This is a genomic window from Desulfovibrio sp. (assembly GCF_009712225.1).
GTDB lineage: Bacteria > Desulfobacterota > Desulfovibrionia > Desulfovibrionales > Desulfovibrionaceae > Desulfovibrio.
In genome coordinates this window covers 709820-725747 of sequence record NZ_WASP01000006.1, presented here as the reverse complement: position 1 = coordinate 725747, position 15928 = coordinate 709820, and the positions used below count along the sequence as shown (strand labels likewise).

13 protein-coding genes and 1 tRNA gene are annotated in these 15928 nt (G+C 55.2%); 9 read left to right on the top strand and 5 right to left on the bottom strand.

The features are described 5' to 3' along the window. Positions 1-5: 5 nt before the first annotated feature. The 3 genes from F8N36_RS08525 to F8N36_RS08515 form a co-directional block, all read right to left on the bottom strand. Entirely contained in the window at positions 6-974 is a 969-nt protein-coding gene (locus F8N36_RS08525; RefSeq protein WP_291332371.1) for a hypothetical protein, read from the bottom strand. Positions 975-1082: 108 nt separating this feature from the next. After that, positions 1083-2282, bottom strand: coding sequence for an integrase arm-type DNA-binding domain-containing protein (locus F8N36_RS08520; RefSeq protein ID WP_291332370.1), 1200 nt, complete (start codon positions 2280-2282; stop codon positions 1083-1085). Positions 2283-2555: 273 nt separating this feature from the next. Further along, positions 2556-2640: transfer RNA gene (locus tag F8N36_RS08515), tRNA-Leu, on the bottom strand. A 118-nt stretch (positions 2641-2758) separates the two neighbouring features. Between F8N36_RS08515 and F8N36_RS08510 the strand changes: the two genes are divergently transcribed. The 5 genes from F8N36_RS08510 (at position 2759) to F8N36_RS08490 (ending at position 9170) form a co-directional block, all read left to right on the top strand. Continuing rightward, positions 2759-3817: a DUF1786 domain-containing protein gene (locus F8N36_RS08510; RefSeq protein WP_291332369.1), complete on the top strand. Its 1059-nt coding sequence runs from the start codon at positions 2759-2761 to the stop codon at positions 3815-3817. 83 nt (positions 3818-3900) lie between these two features. Further along, complete coding sequence (locus F8N36_RS08505) at positions 3901-5199, top strand: phenylacetate--CoA ligase (RefSeq protein WP_291332368.1); 1299 nt, start codon at positions 3901-3903, stop codon at positions 5197-5199. Positions 5200-5216: 17 nt separating this feature from the next. Next, the gene (locus F8N36_RS08500; RefSeq protein WP_291332367.1) at positions 5217-5825 is read left to right on the top strand and encodes a DUF456 domain-containing protein; all 609 of its coding nucleotides are present in this window, start codon (positions 5217-5219) and stop codon (positions 5823-5825) included. A gap of 7 nt (positions 5826-5832) precedes the next feature. Further along, positions 5833-6573: an RNA methyltransferase gene (locus F8N36_RS08495; protein ID WP_291332366.1), complete on the top strand. Its 741-nt coding sequence runs from the start codon at positions 5833-5835 to the stop codon at positions 6571-6573. A 662-nt stretch (positions 6574-7235) separates the two neighbouring features. After that, positions 7236-9170 (top strand): methyl-accepting chemotaxis protein, encoded by a 1935-nt coding sequence (locus F8N36_RS08490; protein ID WP_291332365.1) that lies wholly within the window; start codon positions 7236-7238, stop codon positions 9168-9170. Positions 9171-9320: 150 nt separating this feature from the next. On the opposite strand, the gene F8N36_RS08485 is transcribed toward F8N36_RS08490, so the two are convergent. After that, positions 9321-10064 carry a translation initiation factor 2 gene (locus tag F8N36_RS08485; RefSeq protein ID WP_291332364.1) on the bottom strand — a complete coding sequence of 248 codons (744 nt, stop codon included), beginning with the start codon at positions 10062-10064 and terminating at the stop codon, positions 9321-9323. Positions 10065-10077: 13 nt separating this feature from the next. Beyond that, positions 10078-11316: an HD domain-containing protein gene (locus F8N36_RS08480; RefSeq protein WP_291332363.1), complete on the bottom strand. Its 1239-nt coding sequence runs from the start codon at positions 11314-11316 to the stop codon at positions 10078-10080. Positions 11317-11686: 370 nt separating this feature from the next. Here F8N36_RS08480 and rplM point away from each other — a divergent pair, with 370 nt between their 5' ends. The 4 genes from rplM to F8N36_RS08460 all read left to right on the top strand — a co-directional run bounded on the left by rplM (position 11687) and on the right by F8N36_RS08460 (position 15807). After that, entirely contained in the window at positions 11687-12121 is a 435-nt protein-coding gene (rplM, locus tag F8N36_RS08475; RefSeq protein ID WP_291332362.1) for a 50S ribosomal protein L13, read from the top strand. Positions 12122-12134: 13 nt separating this feature from the next. Further along, complete coding sequence (rpsI, locus tag F8N36_RS08470) at positions 12135-12527, top strand: 30S ribosomal protein S9 (protein WP_291332361.1); 393 nt, start codon at positions 12135-12137, stop codon at positions 12525-12527. A gap of 205 nt (positions 12528-12732) precedes the next feature. Further along, a complete protein-coding gene (locus F8N36_RS08465) occupies positions 12733-14544 on the top strand; it encodes a YcaO-like family protein (protein WP_291332360.1) in 1812 nt (603 codons plus the stop codon). A 117-nt stretch (positions 14545-14661) separates the two neighbouring features. After that, complete coding sequence (locus tag F8N36_RS08460) at positions 14662-15807, top strand: ABC transporter substrate-binding protein (protein WP_291332359.1); 1146 nt, start codon at positions 14662-14664, stop codon at positions 15805-15807. Positions 15808-15928 lie beyond the last annotated feature (121 nt).

Genomic DNA, 15928 nt, shown 5'->3' with positions numbered 1-15928 from the left:
AACTTTTATTGGGTGCAGTATCGCCCCTCAGCCATGTTTAAAAGATTGCTAACGGCCTTGCGTTTCGCGCTGTCACTGATATCTTTATTGCGCATAATAGAATCAATCTCAGTCTTATTTTGTATGCCGCACCATGTATAGAGCGTATATGCAATTGCGTCTTCTGGAAATCCACCAGCTCGCATGTCTGCAACAACCTCAAGTGGAGATTTATTAGCCCAAATACTTTTTGGAATGATAATAAATTCTGCTGACAGCGAAATTTGATCATTGTTAACGCCGGAATTTATAATTACTCCATTAGCTTTTGCCCATTCATGTAAATCTTCAAACCTAATGTAGTATGTGCTTTCCTGAGTGCACTTCAATTTTTCAGCATGGATTGCACGTTTAACACGTTCATGCATGTCCATAACAGCATTATTTATCTCAAGAAACCATGTTTCAACAAGTGTTACTAATCTTATATCGTATATTTTTGACCGTTCTCCTCCAAGTAAAATATCGACAGCCCCATCAACGCAAGTTGAAAAGTTCTTCCATCCTATTGCTACAGAATCTATATCTAAGTCTAACAGGAGGTATACGGCCTCATTGATAGAAAAGATATTTTCACAACAAGCTTCTTTTGAGGGCTCAATCAAACACCCAACAATGCAGCGTGCAACTTCTTTACACAAATCATTGTAGTAAAAATCGGTAGAATTTTTTGCATCACGCTTGAATATTTCTACAATGTCATTGTAAATGTCTTCAATTTTTTCACTTTCGTCTTTTTCATTTTTGTCTTCAATGTAGCTATCTAAATTATCTACAGTTTTATTTGACAACTTTTCTATTTCAGCATTGATATCGAACTGCTTCCCACATCCCTTTGCCAACTTTTCTGTACAAATATTTTGCAAAATTTTGTGAATCAAAATTGCTCGATATGTTTGCGATTTACTATTCTCTAACGTGTTTTTGCTATCCATTTCAGCACCTCTTCATTGCTGCTCCTCAATATATATCCCCGGCAGATGGTAGAGGTTCCACTTTTCAGCACGGTTAATTACTCCGCGCCTAGCCGGGGAAAATCGTGATCAATCTTTGTTTGTCTTCAACCCGTCCAGATAATCTGCCCATTCCTGCATCATGCGGCGGCGCTCCGGCAAATACTCGGCATGATTGTATGCGGCCCGAATGGCGTTTTTCTCGCCGTGGGCAAGCTGGGCTTCGATTACGTCTGCTCTGTATCCTTGCTCGTTGAGTAGGGTAGAGGCCATGCTCCTGAATCCGTGGATTGTCATAACGCCCTTGGCATAGCCCATACGGCGCAGCGCGTTCAGAAGTCCCATGTCGGAAATTGGGCGGCTGGCACTGAACAGGCTTGGGAAGAGAAACCGTCCGCTTCCAGTCGTGTTGCGCAGGTCATTCAACAAAGAGATAACCTGGCGGGCCAAGGGTACAGTGTGTGGGCGCTTCATTTTCATCCGCTCTGCCGGGATAACCCACGTTGCGGCTTCAAAATCAAACTCACTCCATTCAGCACCGCGCATCTCCACAGAACGCACAAAGACGAAAGGAAGCACTTTCAACGCAAAGCAAATTGAAGGCTCCCCGGTATATTCATCTATGGCTCTAAGAAGGTGTCCTACCTCTGCCGGGTCTGTTATGGTTGCGTAATGGTTGGTTTGCACGGGAGTGAGTGCTTCTGTCAGGCCTGCGGCAACATCATAGCGGGTGTGCCCCACAATGCGGGCATAGCGGGAAACCTGCCCACAGAGTTGCGCGAGGCGGTGGGCAGTTTCTATGGCTCCACGCGATTCGGCTTTTTGAATGGCCGCAAGAAAGTCTCCCGGCTCAAGGGATGAAAATAGCTTGGCACCCAGAATAGGGAATAGCTGGTTCTCAAGGCGGGAGAGAATCTTTTTCTGATGGCCGGGCGTCCAGGCGTGTCTCTTTTTGGAGAACCATTCGCGTGCTACGGCCTCAAAAGTTGTTGCCATTTCGAGTTCAAGTGCTGCGGCCGTGGCCTTCGCTTCTTTTTTTACTTCAGCGGGATCAATGTCTTTTGCCAAAAGTTCTTTGGCCTCGTCCCGTTTTTTGCGGGCGTCTTTCAGAGAAATATCTGGGTATGCGCCCAATGCGAGAAGCTTTTCTTTGTTTTGGAAACGATACTTGAGCCGCCATAGCTTGCCACCAGCAGGGGAAACAAACAGGAACAGGCCACCCCCATCAAAAAGCTTGAGGGCTTTGTCTTGCGCTTTGGCATTCCGAACACTGGTATCAGAAAGAGGCATGGGGGTATTGCTCCGCCGCTGGGGGTATCCAGAAATTTGGGCAGGGCAGGGGAGAGAAATAATTGTGGGAATATCAGCCAGGAACAAGGCTTTCGCGTGTTGGGGGTATCGCGGAAGGCAATGTTTTTTTCTCTGCCTTGCTACCCCCAAAAATACCCCCAGAAGTGGGGTATGTCAACGAACCCTAGCGAATTGAAACGGAAGCTTAGAAAACAAAAAATCCGCTTGGCTATTGGCCTTGCGGACTTTTGCGAACTTCTTTGGAAGTCTTTATGGTGCCGAGGGCGGGACTCGAACCCGCACGAGAATCCTCACTACCCCCTCAAGATAGCGTGTCTACCAATTCCACCACCTCGGCGCGAGAAGATGTACTACGGCAAACCGTGATGCTTGGCAAGCTTTTTTTTAAAAAAAGTTTTGAAGACTTGCGCTTGGAGGTTGATGCAGGTAGATTTTTTCGTTCCTGAGAGGTGAAAATGGACGAGATCGTACAGAAGTTTTTGCGCGGCACAGGCCCTGTGCTGTGCGTAGATATAGGCAGTGGCACGCAGGATGCCCTTCTTGCCCGCCCCGGGCTTGAATGTGAAAACTGGCCACGCTTTGTTTTGCCAGCTCCTGCCCGTCTGGTGGCCCAGCGTATTCGTGAGCTTGCCCTGCTCAAGCGCAATATATGGCTGTATGGCAACAATATGGGGGGCGGCTTTACCCAGGCCATCAAGGAACACCTTGCGGCGGGGCTTAAAGTAAGCGCCACGCCAGCGGCCACGCGCGGCATCCATGATAATGAAGATGTGGTGCGGGGCATTGGCGTGGAAATTTGCGCCGTGTGTCCCACGGGCAGTGTGCCGGTGTTTCTGACCGACTATTCGCCGGAATTCTGGGGCGGCCTGTTGCGGCACGCCGGTTTGCCCCTGCCGCATCTGGTGCTTGCTGCAGCCCAGGACCACGGTTTTCATGCTCACGGCAACCGTCAGGCCCGCATGCGCGCCTGGACAGAGCTGCTTGCCACGTCTTCCAACCCGGCACGCTGGATATATGAAACACCGCCGCCCGCACTTACCCGCCTTGTGCCCCTGCGCGAAAAAACAGGCGGCCCCGTAGCGGATACCGGTGCCAGTGCCCTGCTAGGGGCACTGTGCGACAAGGAAGTTATGGACCGCAGCTTTAAGCAGGGCATAACCGTTATTAACGTGGGCAACGGGCACACCGTGGCCGCCCTTGTGTATCGCGGTCAGGTGCGCGGTATTTACGAGCACCATACAGGCATGCGTACGCTTGAGCAGCTGCTGGGTGATCTGGAGCAGTTCCGCAAACACTGGCTGCCAGCAGAAGAAGTGCAGGCCTCTGGCGGGCACGGCACGGCCTTTGGCCCCTACTGTGAAGAAGCGGGCGGCTATGAAGCCACATACATTACTGGTCCCAAACGCGCGTTGCTGCAAGGTCACGGGCGTTTTCTGGCCCCGCACGGCGATATGATGATCGCTGGCTGCTTTGGGCTTATCTGGGGTTGGGCGCACGCCCGTTCCGGCGAATAAATTTTTTGTTCCCGCTACGGCGGGTGGATTGCACCACTGCCGGTGCGCCATGGGGCGTTGCGGCATGAATCTGAGGAGGCGGCATGGAATTTTTTGATGAGGCGGAGAGTTGGAGCAGGGACCAGATCGAGAATGCCCAGCTTGCCAGGCTGAAGAGCACTGTGGCGCAAACGCGCAAGTGCGATTTTTACCGTCAGCGTCTGGACGAGGCGGGCATTGGCCCCGACACCCTACGAAGCCTCGATGATTTGCGGCGTATTCCCTTCACCACAAAGCAGGATCTGCGTTCGCAGTATCCCACGGGGCTTTTGTGCGTTCCGCAGTCCGAGATTGTCCGCATGCACTGCTCCAGCGGTACCACCGGCTCGCCGGTGGCCATCTGCCACACGCAGAACGACATCAATTCCTGGGCCGACCTTATGGCGCGCAGTATCCACATGGTGGGTGTACGCCGCGACGACGTGTTTCAAAACATGTCTGGCTATGGGCTGTTTACGGGTGGCCTTGGCATCCACTTTGGTGCAGAACGCCTGGGCTGCATGACCATTCCCGCCGGTGCGGGCAACTCACGCCGTCAGATCAAGCTTGCCAAGGATTTCCGCACCACGGTGGCCCACATTCTGCCCTCGTACGCGCTGATTCTTGGTGAGCACCTGCGCAACATGGGCGAAGACCCGCGTGATTTTCCCCTGCGCATTGCTCTGGTGGGTGCCGAGCCCTACACCGAGGAATTCCGTCGCCGTATCGAAGACCTCTTTGACATGAAGGCCTACAACTCTTACGGCCTGTCTGAAATGAACGGCCCCGGCGTGGGCTTTGAATGCACGCATCAGGCGGGCATGCACCTGTGGGAAGACGCCTATATTCCTGAAATTGTCGATCCTGAAACCGGCGAGCCCATGCCCGAAGGCGAAGTGGGCGAGCTTGTAATGACCTGCCTGTGCCGTCAGGGCATGCCCATTTTGCGCTACCGCACGCGCGACCTTACCCGGTTCATACCCGGCGAATGCGCCTGTGGCCGCAAACACCGCCGTATCGACCGTATTCTTGGCCGTGCGGATGACATGTTCATCATCAAGGGCGTCAATATCTACCCCATGCAGATCGAACAGGTCATCATGACCTTTGCCGAAGTGGGGCAGAGCTATCTGATCCTGCTCGAAAACGACGGCCTGGGCGATGTGATGCGCGTACAGATTGAAATTCGCGACGAGCACTTTGTGGAAGACATGCGCGTTCTGCAAAATCTGCAAAAGGCCATTGCCTCGCGTCTGCGCGATGAAATTCTCATCACGCCCCGGGTTGAGCTTGTGGAAAGCAACAGCCTGCCCCGCACCGAGGGCAAGGCCGTGCGCCTGCAAGACCTGCGCAACAAAAACTAACCGCTAACGGAGACCGCATGGATTTTCTGCCTTTTCCCCTGGCTTCAATGCTGGCCGGGGCGTTCATAACGCTGCTGTGCTTTGTGCTGCTGCTCAACATTTTTGGGCTGCCCGCCAACTGGGTGCTGCTGGGGCTTGTGGCGTTGTGGAAGGTGGTACATCCGGGCGCAACCTCCATGGATATGTGGTTCTGGATCATGATGGTGGGCATTGCCCTTGTGGGCGAAGCTCTGGAAATGGGTATGCAGATACTCAAGGCCAAACGCTATGGCTCCAGCTCTTCCGGCACGTTTGCGGGAATGGTTGGGGCCATAGCGGGGGCCATACTGCTCGCCCCGTTATTTTTTGGACTCGGCGCGCTTGTGGGCGCGCTTGTGGGCGCGTGGCTGGGTTGCTTTGTGGTGGAACGCCTCAAGGGCCGCCCCCTGCGTGAAGCTCTCGACGCCGCCTTTGGTGCCATGATGGGCCGTTTTTTGGGCACAGTGTGCAAGTGCGGCGCAGGTGGGGCCATGCTTGCCCTGGCCGCAGGGCATATCTGGCCCAAATTGCCGCCCGCGCTGCCCCCGGCCCTTTCTCCTGATGCCCCCACGCAGGTTTTTATGAGCCTGCTACAGGGCCTGTGCTGAGGTTCTAATGTTGCTTCAAGGCTTTGAAATTGTATTGGTAAAAACGCGTTTTCCCGAAAATATCGGCATGGCGGCCCGCGCGTGTGTCAATATGGGCTGCCCCACCTTGCGTCTGGTTGATCCGGAACGCTGGGACAGGGAAAAAGCCCGCCCGCTGGCCACGCCCAAGGGGCAGGATCTGCTGGATGCCGTGGAAGTGCACGAGGACGTGGCACAGGCCGTAGCCGAGAGCGCTCTGGTATTTGGCACCACCGCGCGCGTTGGCGGCTGGCGGCAGGCCTTGCTTTCGCCAGAGCAGGCCGCGCGCGAGGCCGCAGTGGCGCTTGCCAGCGGGCAGCGTGTTTCCATGGTTTTTGGGCCGGAAGACCGTGGCCTCAACAATGATGAAATCATGCACTGCCACCGGCTGGTAACTATCCCCACCGATCCTGCGGCCAGTTCGCTCAATCTTGCCCAGGCTGTGCTGCTGCTCAGCTACGCCTGCGCCAATGCTGTGCGCGCCCTGCAACACGGCGAAAGACAGATAGATGTGCCGCGTGGTGGGAAGGCGGCGACTGCGGCAGAGCAGGAACGCCTGATGGAATCACTCAAGGATATGCTGTTGCGTCTTGATTATCTGCACGGCGACAATCCTGATTATTTCCTCATGCCGTGGCGCAGGCTCTTCAGTCGTGCAGGATTGTTGCGGCACGAATATGATGCCCTCATGGGGCTTTGCCGTCAGGTACGGCACAAGCTGCCGGATTGATTTTTTTTATCTTTTGGTCGTGTTGGCCTGTTTCTGCTCTGATTGTGCCGGTAGGTGCGGTTTTAGTGCAGAAACAGGCTTTTTATTTTGCCTTTTTGGTTATATCATAAAATATGGTTGTTTTTTTGCATGAATTATGGGCGTTTTCGCGAATGGCGAGATCTGGAGAGTTGAAAAAAAAATCACAATCTAATATTTTTTTAATTATCATTAACCATATAGATTGATACAATAAAATCCTAATGTACCCGTGTTGATAGAATAAACGACATTGACCCTACTGGCGTATTTGGTATTATTTGTATATGTTAGATAATATAGCATTTTGATATTGAAAATTACTGTCCTGTAATTAAATGTGTGAATTGGCCTATTATTATTTTAATTCTGGCCGTTTAGTGAGTATGCGAAGTCGTTTGGGTTTCCGAAAATTTGTGTAATACGTTGTAATGGAAGAAATACTTCCGTGGTCAGAGGAATGTTTGGAGTAGCTGGGTGTCTGGTTTCCCATACGTTTTTTTGATCAGATACAAAACTTGTGTGTCAGACGTTTTGGCAAGGAGTAAGGCATGCGTTGGACTATTGCACACACATATGTCGGATCGCTATTTGGCGCGCTGATCACATGCTGTGGCGTTGTACTGTTTGTCTCAATCCATTTCATGAAAATTCCGATTGAAGACGAGCTGAACAAAGGCATTAGAAGGATGCAGCAGGTTATCAGCGCTGCCAACCAGACCACTGAGCAAAAGTTTTTGCAAAGTGCCGACCTCATTGCTGAGGACGAAGATTTCAGCAAGGCTGTTGCAGAGAAAAACAACGAGGCTGCCACCAAGCTTGGTACCGTTCTGATGAAAAAGGCCGGGTCGGATTTTATGACCATCACCGATGAAAAAGGTGTGGTTATAGCTCGCGGTCATTCCAAAAAATTTGGCGACAGTGTTACCAACCAGGAAACAGTGGTCATGGCCCTCAAGGGTACGCCTGCTGTGGCCGTGGTAGCTGGTACCGAGGTGCCATTTACCATACGCGCAAGCCATCCTGTCATGCACGATGGCAAGCTTGTTGGCACCGTTTCCATTGGTACATCGCTGGTTGCTCCCGCCTACCTCGACTGGCTCAAGAAACTTTCTGGCGTGAATGTTACCATATTCAAGGGTGACACCCGCGCCATGACCACCATTGAAAAAGAAGGCAAACGTGCGGTTGGCACCAAGCTTCAGTCACCCGAAATTCTTTCTGCCGTGCTTGAGCGTGGCGAAACCATTTTCGCCCACAATAATATTCTTGGCGTGGACTATAATTCGGCATACTGGCCGGTAAAGGACGCCAACGGTAAAAACGTGGGTATGTGGTTTGTGGGTATGCCTATTGACGAACTGCAACGGCTCGAAAGGCAAGGCATAAGCAATTCCATCTGGATTGGCGTTGGCCTGCTGGCTTTTCAGCTGATCCTGTCATTTATTCTTGGCCTCAAGGTAAGCGCGCCCGTACGTAAAATTACGGACTATGCCCAGGCCGTGGCCGAGGGCAAGAGTGACGCCACCCTTGAAGTATACAGTCGTGACGACATGGGGCATCTGGCCGATTCGTTGCGCACCATGGAAAACAACCTGCGCAAACTGGTGCAAGAGGCCAGCGAAAAGGCTGAAGAAGCCCGCAAAATGGGTGAAGAAGCCAATGCTGCCATGGAAGAAGCCCGCGCCGCGCAAGCCATGGCTGAGCAGGCCAAGCGAGAGGGCATGATCAGCGCCGCCGGCCAGATTGAAGAGGTTGTTGAACAGCTCAATGCCTCCATCAACGATATCGCCGAGCAGGTCGAAAACACCAGTGGTGCCCTCGACCATGCTGCAAGCCGCCTTGCCGAAACCGCCACCGCAATGGAAGAAATGAACTCCACGGTGCTTGAGGTAGCCAAGAATGCTGGCGGAGCCTCTGATATTTCCAATGCCGCCAAACGTAAGGCTGAGGCCGGTTCTGAAATTGTTTCCAGGGCTGTTGTGGGCATTCAGGAAGTGCAGCGGCAATCGCAGGCGCTCAAGGACGGCATGACCCAGCTTGATGAACACGCCAAGGCCATCAACCAGATCATGGGCGTTATTTCTGATATCGCCGACCAGACCAACCTGCTGGCCCTCAACGCCGCCATTGAGGCAGCCCGTGCGGGCGAGGCGGGCAGGGGCTTTGCCGTGGTGGCCGACGAGGTTCGTAAGCTGGCTGAAAAAACCATGTCTTCCACCTCTGATGTGGGCAACGCCATTGCGGCCATCCAGCAGAGTGCGGGGCAGAGCATACAGCAGGTGGAAAAGGCCGTTGGCAATATCGCTACGGCTACCGAATACTCCAACAAATCTGGCGAGGCCCTTTCGGAAATCGTCGGCATGGTCGAGCAAACCGCTGACGAAGTGAGGGCCATTGCAGCCGCCAGTGAGCAGCAGTCTGCCACCAGCGAAGAAATCAACCGCTCGGTTGCCGATGTAAACCATATTGCTGCCAGTACCACGCAATCCATGCAGGTAGCCATGAAGGAACTGGGAACCCTGCGTGCGCAGGCTCAGAGCCTTGTTGACCTGATCGAGCATATGAAAAGGGCATAGGACAAAACGGTACAGCCCGGGGCAGCCGGGCAACCGCAGGTGCAGAAAAGACAAGTGGCTCCGTTCCAGCAGGAACGGAGCCACTTTTATTGGGCATGAGTGTCAGATATGTGCGTATCAGGCTGGTTGGTCTGTACAACCGTTTCGAATTTACCTGCGCAGAATGATGCGCAGCGTTTCGGCCTCTGCTCCTGTGGCACCTTGCAGAAACTGCTCAACGCGGTTTTTTACGGCAACATGACGGGGTGAAAACTCGTACAGTGATGCCGCTGCGGCAGCGCATACAGAAAAGCCATCCTCATTGCGCAACCCTTCTGCATTCAGGCGTGCATAGCGCAGCGCGGCGCGAATGATAACATCGAGAAAATCATTGTTTCCTGTGGCCATAAAGGCCGCCCAGTACATCTGCAACACCGATTTTTCCGAATAGATATCCCATGTTGTCAGTGAGGCGGGACTGTTGCGAATCTGGTCTAGCAGCAGACTGTCAGAAGGTTGCAGCAGGCTGGTGAGCAGAGCGGGTTCGTCGGGCAGCTGCGCAAAGTGCACGGCCCAGGCGAGGGTACGACGGCCATCACGGCTCAGTGTTGCGGGTGGGGGCAGCAGGCGTTGCCTGGCTTCGGGGTTGCGCAGCACCTGCCCTAAAAAAGCGGCCAGCATTATCTGTTTCAGACTGTCGTGCAGCACTCCCTGCGAGTCGAAGGTACGCAAAATACCGGGCAGGGATTCTACCCGTTGGTGCTGATAATAAAATTCCATATCCTGCGCATAAAAAGGCAGTCCTTTGGAAATAGCCAGAGCCGCACAGGGGCGCGGGGTGGCAACAATCAGGCAGATCATGGCTGCTGTCACAAGCAGCAGGTGTGTTCTTACGGTAGGGCGAAATGTTTTCATGGTAATGGTAGGGTTAGTCAAAGTCGGCAAGAAGGGCATCAAGGCCCAGGCCCGCAGGCGAGTGCTCGCGCAACCGTGTTTGCAGGCGCACGCATGCTTCAAGCAGGTGTGGTGAAGAAACGCCATTACGAATGGAGCTGTGGGCTTCAAGAAAGGCTGCCAGATTGTCGCATACCTTTATGAGCTGGCCGTCCTTGGGGTCAAGGGCATCGTAGTTGCAGGCCGCAAGACCCTGAAAGCCCTCAACTGCACGCACCACGCCGTTTTCTTGCACGCATTCCTGAAATTCAGAGCCAACAGCCGCACCAAGGTAATATTCAATGCGCTCAACCAGCGAGGTAAAGCCCTCGCCCTTCAGAGGGCCGAAAACGCGCCGCTCAAGTTCTTTGTCCTCGTATTCCTTGATGATTTTTGGCAGGTCTGAAATGGATTGCTTGACCGGCGAAATAATGTCGCGGGTGAGCACCTCGGGCAGATCGTGAAACAGCCCGCAGAAAAAGTTGTTGTTGGCGCGCGCGGGGCAGGCCTCTACCGCAAGGCTGAAAAAATAGGCATAGCTTGCAACAATAAACATATGGCCCAGCACCGAAGTGGCGGGAATACGGGGCGCCTGCGTCCATCGAACCTGAAAGCGCAGCTGACCGCACAGGTTGGCCAGACGTGCCAGGGCGGTGCCGGGGGTGCGCATGGCTGCGAGCCCACTCAGGTCGGTAAAGGTGTCCAGCCGGTCGGGAAAGGACTGGCCAATGTCGCCCATTTCGTCGTCAAAGGGAGAATTGAGCGGCTCTATGAGCTTGAACTCCCACTGCGAGGCAAACAGGTGGGCGGCGGTGAGTATGCGGCGTGCAGGAGTGTCGTCGTCCGGGCTTGCGTGCCATTGCCGCATGCGTTCCCAAAAGGGGCCGAGCGGGGCGAGAGCAGGCTCGAGCTTGTCGAGCACGTGTTCTGTAAGCTGACGGAACTGCTCTGGATTTTCCTTGATTTTATAGTAGATGGGGGGCTTAACGTCGGTAATGATGAGACGGTAAAAATAGTCAAACAACCCGCCTTCTATTACCTCTGTTGCAAGAGCCACACGCTCTGCATCGGGCAGGTGGCGCGAGTTTTCGTGCCACAGTACGCAGGCCAGCAGCATTTTATGGGCCTGTTTGTCGGTTTCAAGCAGTTCCACGGGGCGCAGCTTGTCGTTCCAGCGCAGCAGGTACGCACCAGAAAAGATGAGTTGAAGCAGATTTTTGCGAATTACGGGCATTGTATCCCTCCCAGAAAATGGCAGCGCAAAAAACAGTTTGCACTATAGAGGGGGATGGGGTAAAGCTCAAGAGCTTCAACGCCGTTACCGGGAAAGCGCCGCGCGTTCTAGTGCACGTCAGGCGGTTCCCCGATTTTTTGGACATGCGGTTACGCCTGTAACCAGCCATGTTCCTGCTGCGGTGTATCGCCGAAATGGCCAGTTTTTCTCCCCCATATGGGGCGAAAGCTTGACAGCCTTTGGCGTTTATAGTATTGAGGCTGCCTTTACTGCGATATTGTCGTCATCCCCGTTCGACGGCACATCGCGCAATGGATCTTTTTGCTGCCTTGATGGCCGCTGATATTTGCAGATGTGAGGAGTCACTCCGATGAAGACGTTCAGCCCCACCCCCAAAGACATCAACCGTGAATGGTTCGTGGTTGACGCTCAGGATCAGGTGCTCGGCCGTCTGGCCAGCCAGATCGCCCACCGCCTGCGCGGCAAGCACAAGCCCGAATTCGCTCCCCATATGGATAACGGTGATTTTATCGTGGTTGTGAACTGCGAAAAAATTAAGGTCACCGGCAAGAAAATGACCGACAAAAAGTACTACCGGCATTCTGGCTGGGTGGGCGGCCTCAAGACCACCCAACTCGGCGACATGCTGGCTGACAAGCCCGCCCGCGTGCTCACCGCTGCGGTGCGTGGCATGCTGCCCAAGAATCGTCTGGGCCGCGCCATGCTGAAGAAACTGAAGATTTACGCCGGGTCCGAACATCCGCATACGGCCCAGAATCCCCAGCCGCTGACGCTGCCGCATTAAGGAGTAAAGAGCCATGAGCGAGAAATTTGAATACGGCACCGGCCGCCGCAAGACCGCAACGGCCCGTACCCGCATTTACGCCGGTTCCGGCGGCATCACGGTTAACGGTCGCTCCTTTGAGGATTATTTTCCTCGTAAGACGCTGCAAATGATCATCCGTCAGCCCCTGGTTCTTGCCAAGCTGGCCGACAAATTTGACATTCGCGTTAACGTTGCCGGTGGCGGCGTTACCGGCCAGGCCGAAGCCGTGCGCCACGGTATTTCCCGTGCGCTGCTGCTGGTTGATCCGGCTCTGCGCCCCATTCTCAAAAAAGCTGGCTTCCTTACCCGCGACGCCCGCAAGAAAGAACGTAAAAAGTACGGTCTGCGCGCTGCCCGCGCCCGGTACCAGTACTCCAAGCGTTAATATGCCTTTACGGGAAGCCCTCTCTTGGGAGGGCTTCCCTTTTTTATGGCGGGTCGCATGTCGGCCCGCTTTTTTTTGGCGGCGTTCCTGAGTAGTTTTGTATGAAAGTAGCCGCTTGCCCTGACCGGGGGTTTCCCGGCAAAATCTGGTCGGCAAACTTTGCAATGAAAACCGCCTCGGCCAAACCCACACTATTGGGGTTGTTATGAAGGACAATGATTCAGTTCCGCCAGCCAGCCAGACCTCTGAACTGCCTGTGCTGGATTATGCCTACACTCACGAACAAACGCAGGCCACTACAGGCTATTTTTCGTGTGTTCCTCCCCAGAGCCTGAGTTTTGAGCAGGCATTGGCCCGGCTTGAAGCTGTGCCCATGGATGATTTTCTGCATCTGCACCTGTTGCGCCTTCTGGCGGGCATGCCGCAGAGCGAACTGCGCGCCCTTGCCGCAGCCAGTTACAACGTAGGCAGTGACACCTTTACGCGACCGGTTTTGGCCGCCTTGCTTGCCGAATGCGCGCTGCTTGGCAGCGACCTGTTGCAGGGCGACGGCGTGCAGACGGTCTTACCTGTAGACGCAGCCATTCGGCTGGTTGAGTACAGCCCCGCCGTATACCTGCGGGCGGCCAGTTTGCCCGACCACGCCACGGCTGCTGCCTGGAGCGCTCTTTTCCGCTCCAATATCTGCGATCACCACACTCTGCCGCGCCCTGATGAAACGGGAGTGGCGCCACTTTTCAGCGCCGAGGCCATCAATGCCGTTGCCCGCCGCATGGCGGCACACGCCGACGAACTGGCGCAGCAACACACAAGGCTCAAGGCCGAAGAATGGGAGCCATGGCAGCGGCCGCCAGCGCAGGAAACCTACCTGCGCGCCCTTGATGCCCTGATGGAAAACGGTGTTGTTGATGGCCCGGAAATGCGCCACGAGGCTTCACTTTCGCCCATCGCGCTAATGCGCGGATGGCAGGTGGATGTTGCCGTTGACAGCGGTTCTGTGCGGCATACGCTCAAGGGTAAGGCCACGGCCTATGGTCGCGGACTTTCGCTTGCCGGGGCCCGGGCTTCATACGCCATGGAAATTGTAGAGCGCGCCAGCACCTATGTGAGCGTTGGGCGTGGCAATTCTGGGAATGACAATGCGGGCATGATTCTGAACCGCAAGACAGACCTACCCCTGACGCTGGCACGCCTTTCCGAGCTGGTGGAGCAGGGCAGGGCTGCTCTTGATCCCAACCTGCTGCCCCTTGAGGCCCCGTATCTGGATGCTCCCCTGCACTGGTTGCCTGCCAGCGACACGGCCGGGGCAACAGTTCTGGTTCCGGCTCAGGCGGTGTTTCTTTTCTGCAATCTTGACGAGCATGCGCTGTTTCTGGCTGGCGGTTCCACCGGGCTTGCCTCGGGCAACATCATGGATGAAGCCGTGGTGGCGGCCCTGACGGAAATTGCCGAACGCGACGCGGAGGCAACCACGCCCTACAGCCGTACCCGCTGTTTTGCGCTGCGCAGCCACGATAAAATGGTGCAGTCGCTGCTTGATGATTATGCCGCCTGCGGCATACGTGTGCAGTTTCAGGACCTGACCACCGAGCTTGGCCTGCCCGTGTACCAGTGTTTTGTTACCGGGCGCGATGGCAGGGTGGCGCGGGCCACCGGCGCAAACCTGTGCGGTGCGCGTGCGGCGCTGGCGGCGCTTACAGAAACGCCGTGGCCGTATTCGACCTCACAAACAAAACCCCCGGTTCCCTCAGGATCAGGACTAGCCGGACTGCCCATTCGTGTGTTAGAGGACTTGCCGGATTACAGCCTGCCCTCCCCCCGCGCCAACCGTCGCCTGCTTGAGGCGGTGCTTGCGGCGCACGGCAGAAGTCCATTGTATGTGGATCTGACCAGAAAGGATTTTGATATTCCCGTTGTACGGGCCATTGTTCCAGGACTGGCTCTTACGGCAGAGTGGGACAGGTTCTCGAGGCCAGACGCGCGCCTTTTTGCGCGTTATGCCGCGTGTTGTCTATGAGTTGCTGAAAGGTCAGCTAATTACAATTGCAGCCTGAAGGCAACTCGGCTATAGTAGGGAGTGACCGGCCTACTTATGGAAAGGCCGCTCTGAACGCACAACCTCTGGAGGGTTAGGATGAAAATGGGTAAATTTCTTGCCGCGCTGGCTGGTCTGGCGCTGACCTTCGGCGTTGCCGGGCAGGCGCTTGCCGCTGATGCCGGCCCCATCAAAATTGGTGTGTACCTTCCCCTGACCGGGCAGAACGCCTTTGGCGGCCAGCTCGAACTTGAGGGCGTGCGTCTCGCCCAGAAGGAAATGCCCAAGGTGCTCGATCGCCCCGTTGAACTGGTGGTGGTTGACAACAAGTCCGACAAGGTCGAATCGGCCAACGCCGTCAAGCGCCTTGTGGAACGCGACAAAGTCGTGGCCCTGATCGGTACCTACGGTTCCTCGCTGGCCATGGCCGGCGCTGAAGTGGCCGAAAAGGCCGCCGTGCCCGGCGTGGGCACCTCGTGCACCAACCCCCTCGTGACCCAGGGCAAGAAGTACTACTTCCGCGCCTGCTTCATCGATCCCTACCAGGGCGCCGCTGCCGCTACCTATGCCTATGAAACCCTCGGCTTCCGCAAGGCCGCCGTGCTCATGGACATGACCAGCGACTACGCTGTGGGCCTCTCCAGCTTCTTCACCCGCGACTTCAAGAAGCTTGGTGGCGAAATTGTTGCTACCCTCAAGTACAGCTCCGGCGACCAGGACTTCACCGCCCAGCTCACCGAACTGATCGCCAAAAAGCCTGACATCGTCTTCATGCCCGCGTACTTCGCCGAAGGCGCCATCATCATGAAGCAGGCCCGCGAACTGGGCGCCAAGTTCCGCCTCATGGGCGCTGACGCCATGGACAACCCCGACACCCTCAAGCTGGGTGGCAAGGCTGCCGAAGGCTTCCTGCACACCACCTTCCCTTACGACCCGGCCATGCCCAACATGAGCCCCGCCGCCAAGCGCTTCACCGAAGCCTGGAAGGCCGCCTATCCTGACAAGGAAACCAACGTTAACGGTGCCCTCGGCTACAACACCTACTTCCTGATCCTCGACGCCATCAAGCGCGCCAATTCCGCTGATCCCAAGGCTATTGCCAAGGCCCTGGCGGAAACCAAGGATCTGCCCACTGCTCTGGGCCTGCTGACCATCAACAAGACCCATGACGCAGAAATGCCCGTGGGCATCATTGAATACAAAGATGGCAAGCGCGTTTACGTGGGTGAAGTAACCCCCAAATAAGTTTGCATCTGATCAGCCCCGCGGTGGCATTCGCCGCGGGGCGCTTTTTTCATTTTTTTGCCGCTGTTCGGGCGGAGGGGGCCTGTGTGGCCTTTTGTCCGTTGCGAGGCGCTGAGGTGGC

Coding starts and splice junctions, on each gene's coding strand:
- F8N36_RS08485 (WP_291332364.1), bottom strand. CDS start 10,064: ATGAAAACATTTCGCCCTACCGTAAGAACACACCTGCTGCTTGTGACA.
- F8N36_RS08465 (WP_291332360.1), top strand. CDS start 12,733: ATGAAGGACAATGATTCAGTTCCGCCAGCCAGCCAGACCTCTGAACTG.
- F8N36_RS08480 (WP_291332363.1), bottom strand. CDS start 11,316: ATGCCCGTAATTCGCAAAAATCTGCTTCAACTCATCTTTTCTGGTGCG.
- F8N36_RS08520 (WP_291332370.1), bottom strand. CDS start 2,282: ATGCCTCTTTCTGATACCAGTGTTCGGAATGCCAAAGCGCAAGACAAA.
- F8N36_RS08500 (WP_291332367.1), top strand. CDS start 5,217: ATGGATTTTCTGCCTTTTCCCCTGGCTTCAATGCTGGCCGGGGCGTTC.
- F8N36_RS08525 (WP_291332371.1), bottom strand. CDS start 974: ATGGATAGCAAAAACACGTTAGAGAATAGTAAATCGCAAACATATCGA.
- F8N36_RS08505 (WP_291332368.1), top strand. CDS start 3,901: ATGGAATTTTTTGATGAGGCGGAGAGTTGGAGCAGGGACCAGATCGAG.
- F8N36_RS08495 (WP_291332366.1), top strand. CDS start 5,833: ATGTTGCTTCAAGGCTTTGAAATTGTATTGGTAAAAACGCGTTTTCCC.
- F8N36_RS08460 (WP_291332359.1), top strand. CDS start 14,662: ATGAAAATGGGTAAATTTCTTGCCGCGCTGGCTGGTCTGGCGCTGACC.
- F8N36_RS08490 (WP_291332365.1), top strand. CDS start 7,236: ATGAAAATTCCGATTGAAGACGAGCTGAACAAAGGCATTAGAAGGATG.
- F8N36_RS08510 (WP_291332369.1), top strand. CDS start 2,759: ATGGACGAGATCGTACAGAAGTTTTTGCGCGGCACAGGCCCTGTGCTG.
- rplM (WP_291332362.1), top strand. CDS start 11,687: ATGAAGACGTTCAGCCCCACCCCCAAAGACATCAACCGTGAATGGTTC.
- rpsI (WP_291332361.1), top strand. CDS start 12,135: ATGAGCGAGAAATTTGAATACGGCACCGGCCGCCGCAAGACCGCAACG.